5 protein-coding genes are annotated in these 3,955 nt (G+C 64.9%); 2 read left to right on the forward strand and 3 right to left on the reverse strand.

The annotated features are described in order from the left end of the window. Positions 1-508, reverse strand: a 508-nt coding sequence (locus tag EN745_RS31400; protein WP_281034799.1) for a serine dehydratase beta chain, incomplete at its 3' end; no start/stop codon positions are given. A gap of 183 nt (positions 509-691) precedes the next feature. Here EN745_RS31400 and EN745_RS31405 point away from each other — a divergent pair. Together EN745_RS31405 and EN745_RS31410 are read left to right on the forward strand one after the other, a co-directional pair. Further along, positions 692-1,387, forward strand: a complete 696-nt coding sequence (locus tag EN745_RS31405) for a cysteine hydrolase (protein WP_127423036.1) — start codon at positions 692-694, stop codon at positions 1,385-1,387. Between the two features lie 42 nt (positions 1,388-1,429). Beyond that, on the forward strand, positions 1,430-2,167 hold the full coding sequence (locus EN745_RS31410; protein ID WP_127423037.1) for a DUF599 domain-containing protein: 738 nt from the start codon (positions 1,430-1,432) through the stop codon (positions 2,165-2,167). On the opposite strand, the gene EN745_RS31415 is transcribed toward EN745_RS31410, so the two are convergent. Together EN745_RS31415 and EN745_RS31420 are read right to left on the reverse strand one after the other, a co-directional pair. Further along, positions 2,122-2,913 (reverse strand): YdcF family protein, encoded by a 792-nt coding sequence (locus tag EN745_RS31415; RefSeq protein ID WP_127423038.1) that lies wholly within the window; start codon positions 2,911-2,913, stop codon positions 2,122-2,124. The genes EN745_RS31410 and EN745_RS31415 overlap by 46 nt on opposite strands. A gap of 129 nt (positions 2,914-3,042) precedes the next feature. Further along, the coding region (locus EN745_RS31420; RefSeq protein ID WP_127423039.1) for an amidase family protein at positions 3,043-3,955 on the reverse strand (913 nt) is incomplete at its 5' end.

Here is a 3,955-nt window from a genome sequence, read left to right on the forward strand (position 1 = left end):
CCTCGGCCTTCATCCGCTGCAGCTCTTCCTCGGAAACGACGAAGCCGCCGCCGATCGAATAATAGATGCGCTTGAGCAGCAGTCGGTCGCCGGCGTCGTAGGCATAGAACGCCATGCCGTTGGCGTGGCCGGTGAGCGGCGTCTTGCGGTCGAGCACGAGATCGGTCGCGGGATCGAAGCGGTAAGTCGGGTGACCCGGCGGCGCGATGCGCTTCTCGGCAGCGATCCTGGCAACGATGCCGTCAGCGAGGTCGGGATCGACCGTCTGCGGCGTCTCGCCGGCAAGGCCGAGGATGACGGCGCGGTCGGAGCCATGGCCGATGCCGGTGTAGGCGAGCGAGCCGTGCAGGCTGGCGCCGATGCGGTCGACCTTGACGCCGGCCGGCCGCGGCCAGTCGCTTCCGGCTACCTCGTCCAGAAAACGCCGCGCGGCGGTCATCGGCCCCATCGTGTGCGAACTCGATGGGCCGATGCCGATCTTGAACAGGTCGAAAACCGAAAGGAACACGCGCCGTTGTCTCCTGAATCCGTCTCGGCATACATATAGGAATTCTCTGGATGTTTCCGCTGTTTTGCGGATCGCGGCGCCGCGCCCTCCGACCTTGTTTGCTCCGGCAGCGACATTGATTGTCGGGTTGCGCTGGCGAGGCTATTCTCGAAAACGCTAGGTATCGTTGCGAGGGAGGAAGCAATGCTTGCATTGGAGGCCAGGCCGGAACCGGTGTGCATCGTGCCGGCCCAGACGGCCATCATCGTGGTGGACATGCAAAACGCCTTCGCCTCGGCGGGCGGCATGTTCGATCTGGCGGGCTTCGACATATCGGGTGCTGCACCGGCCATCGAGGCCAACAAAAGGCTGCTTGCGGCCGCGCGCAAAGCTGGCCTCACCGTGGTCTATCTCCAGATGTCGTACAGACCGGATCTCGGCGACGCCGGCGACATTTCCTCGCCGAATTACCACAAGGAACTGGGAATGGTGCTGATGCGCCAGCGCCCAGAGCTGCGCGGCAAGCTGCTGATCGACGACAGCTGGGACTGGCAGATCGTCGATGCGCTGAAGCCGGAGCCAGGCGACCAGATCATCCGCAAATCCCGCTACAGCGGCTTTTGCAACACCAGTCTGGAAGCGTATCTGCGGGCTCGCAATATCCGCCATCTGCTGTTGAGCGGGGTCGCCACCAATGTCTGCGTCGATGCGACCGCGCGCGACGCCTACATGCTGGAATTCTGGCCTGTCCTGGTCGAGGACGCGATGAACCATTCGGGCCCCGACTTCAACCGCCAGGCAACGCTGTGGAATTTCGAAAACGCGTTCGGATGGGTCACCAGGACCGACATGGTGGTCGAGGCCCTGCGCGCGAAAGCCGCCCAACCCCTGCCGGCCTAGCCGACCGTCGAAGCGGCCGGCTCGCCTGTGGTACAAGGGGACATGGGCGATTCCTTCCATCTTTCGACGGCCGACCTTGCGGCACTGGCCTTCTTCCTCATCGTCTGGGTGCTGCATACGCTGGCCTCCGACGGCAAGCTGGTCAGCCGCGTCTCGCTGACGACGGCGATGAACGCACAGCGCGCGGCCTGGATGCGAATCATGGCCGAGCGCGAGATCCGCATCGTCGACACCGCCATCATGACCGGTCTGCAGCAAGGCACCGCCTTCTTCGCATCCTCTTCGCTGATCGCGCTTGGCGGCTGTTTCGCGCTGCTCGGCGCCTCCGACCAGGTGCTTACGGTGCTGAGCGACCTGCCGCTGAGCGCGACCTCCTCGCGCGAGGCCTTCCAGATGAAGGTTTTCGGCCTGGTGCTGATCCTGGCCTTCGCCTTCTTCAAGTTCGGCTGGGCCTACCGTCTGTTCAACTACTGCTCGATCCTGATCGGCGCCGTGCCGATCCCGTACGGCGAGGCTTCGCGCAATCCCGTCAGCGAGACGGCGGTCTGGCGCGCGACGTGCATGAACATGCTGGCCGGCAAGCATTTCAATTCCGGCCTGCGCGCGGTGTTCTTCTCGATCGGCTATCTCGGCTGGTTCATCGACCCGGTGATTTTCGTGCTGTCGACGCTGCTGCTGCTGGCGGTGCTGGTCCGGCGCCAGTTCTTCTCTGCGGCCAGGGAGGCCGTCCTCGGTCAGCCGCCCGGGAAGGGCCGGTCGATGCGGCCGGACAGCCAGTAAGCGGCAAGCCCGATCCATTCGCGGATCGCCATGGTCGTCACCTGCAGCGAATCGGCCGGGTTGTCGCGGAACAGGCCGATGCCTTCCTTGCCCGAGGTGCGGTAATCCACCGGCCATGGGATGGTCGGGAAGCCAGCCTTGTCGAACAGCGCCTTGGCGCGCGGCATGTGGAAGGCCGAGGTCACCAGCAGCCAGGTCTCGCCCGGCTTCGGCGCCACCATCTGCCTGGTGAAGACGGCGTTCTCATAGGTGTTGCGCGACTTGTTCTCGAGGATCAGCCGATCTGCGCTGACGCCGAGCGCGCCAAGCAGGCGCGGTGCGGTGTCGGCATCGCCCTCGCCGTCCAGGAACAGTTCTCCGGTACCGCCGGATACCACCACCTTGGCCTGCGGGAACCGCCTGGCAAGGATCGCGGTCTCGACCATGCGGTCGCCGCCACTGTTCAACTCATAGCCGCCGCGTGCGAGGTTGATGGCGCCCTCGAAGCCGCCGCCGAGCACGACGATGCCGTCGACTTTCTGCGGCAGCGACGGTTTGGCAAAGCGCTCCTCCAGCGGGTTGAGCATCATGGCGCCGAGCGAGGTCCAGGCCGACAGAGCGAGGATGAGGAAGGCGAGCACGCTGCCGAGGGCGGCCAGCCGCCGACGGCCGAACGCGGCCGCGAGCAGGCCCGCCAGCAGCAGGAAGATCGCCAGGTTGAGCGGCTGGATGAAGAACCAGAAAATCTTGGAAAGATAGAAGAACATCCCTCACCCCATTACAGCGCCGCGCGCCCCTGGACGCGCAAGGGACGCTGTAACACTTTGATCTTGCGCATGATCCTTTCCGAAAATCGATTCCGATTCTCGGAGCCACGAGCTAGATGAGGGACGACCCTACCACCACTTTTCCGGCTGAAATGTGCCGGCCGCCTGCTCGATGACATGCGCCGTCTGGAACAGCGTCTCCTCGTCGAAGGGACGGCCGATGAGCTGCAGGCCGAGCGGCAGGCCCTTGGCGTCGAGACCGGCGGGGACGCTGATGCCCGGCAGGCCGGCCATGTTGACGGTCACCGTGAAGATGTCGTTGAGGTACATCTTGACCGGATCGGAAGCCATGTCCTCGTCGGCGATGCCGAACGCGGCCGACGGCGTCGCCGGCGTCAGGATGACGTCGACGCCGGCGGCAAACACGTTCTCGAAGTCGCGCTTGATCAGAGTGCGCACCTTTTGCGCCTGCAGGTAGTAGGCGTCGTAATAACCGGCCGACAGCACATAGGTGCCGATCATGATGCGGCGCTTGACCTCGCGGCCGAAGCCGGCGGCGCGGGTCTTCTCATACATGTCGACGATGTCCTTGCCCGGCACGCGCAGGCCGTAGCGGACGCCGTCATAGCGCGCGAGGTTCGACGAGGCCTCGGCGGGCGCCACGATGTAATAGGCCGGCAGCGCGTATTTGGTGTGCGGAAGCGAGATATCGACGATCTCGGCGCCGGCATCCTTGAGCCAGGCAATGCCCTTTTGCCAGAGAGCCTCGATGTCCTGCGGCATGCCGTCGACGCGGTATTCCTTGGGAATGCCGACCTTCATGCCCTTGATCGGCTTGCCGATCGCGGCTTCGTAGTCCGGCACCGGACGATCGACCGAGGTGGTGTCCCTGGGGTCGACGGAGGCCATCGACTTCAGCAGGATCGCGGCGTCGCGCACGTCGCGCGCGATCGGTCCGGCCTGGTCGAGCGAGGACGCGAAGGCGACAATGCCCAAGCGCGAGCAGCGGCCATAGGTCGGCTTGATGCCGACCGTGCCGGTG

It is taken from the genome of Mesorhizobium sp. M4A.F.Ca.ET.022.05.2.1 (assembly GCF_003998845.1).
Lineage (GTDB): Bacteria > Pseudomonadota > Alphaproteobacteria > Rhizobiales > Rhizobiaceae > Mesorhizobium.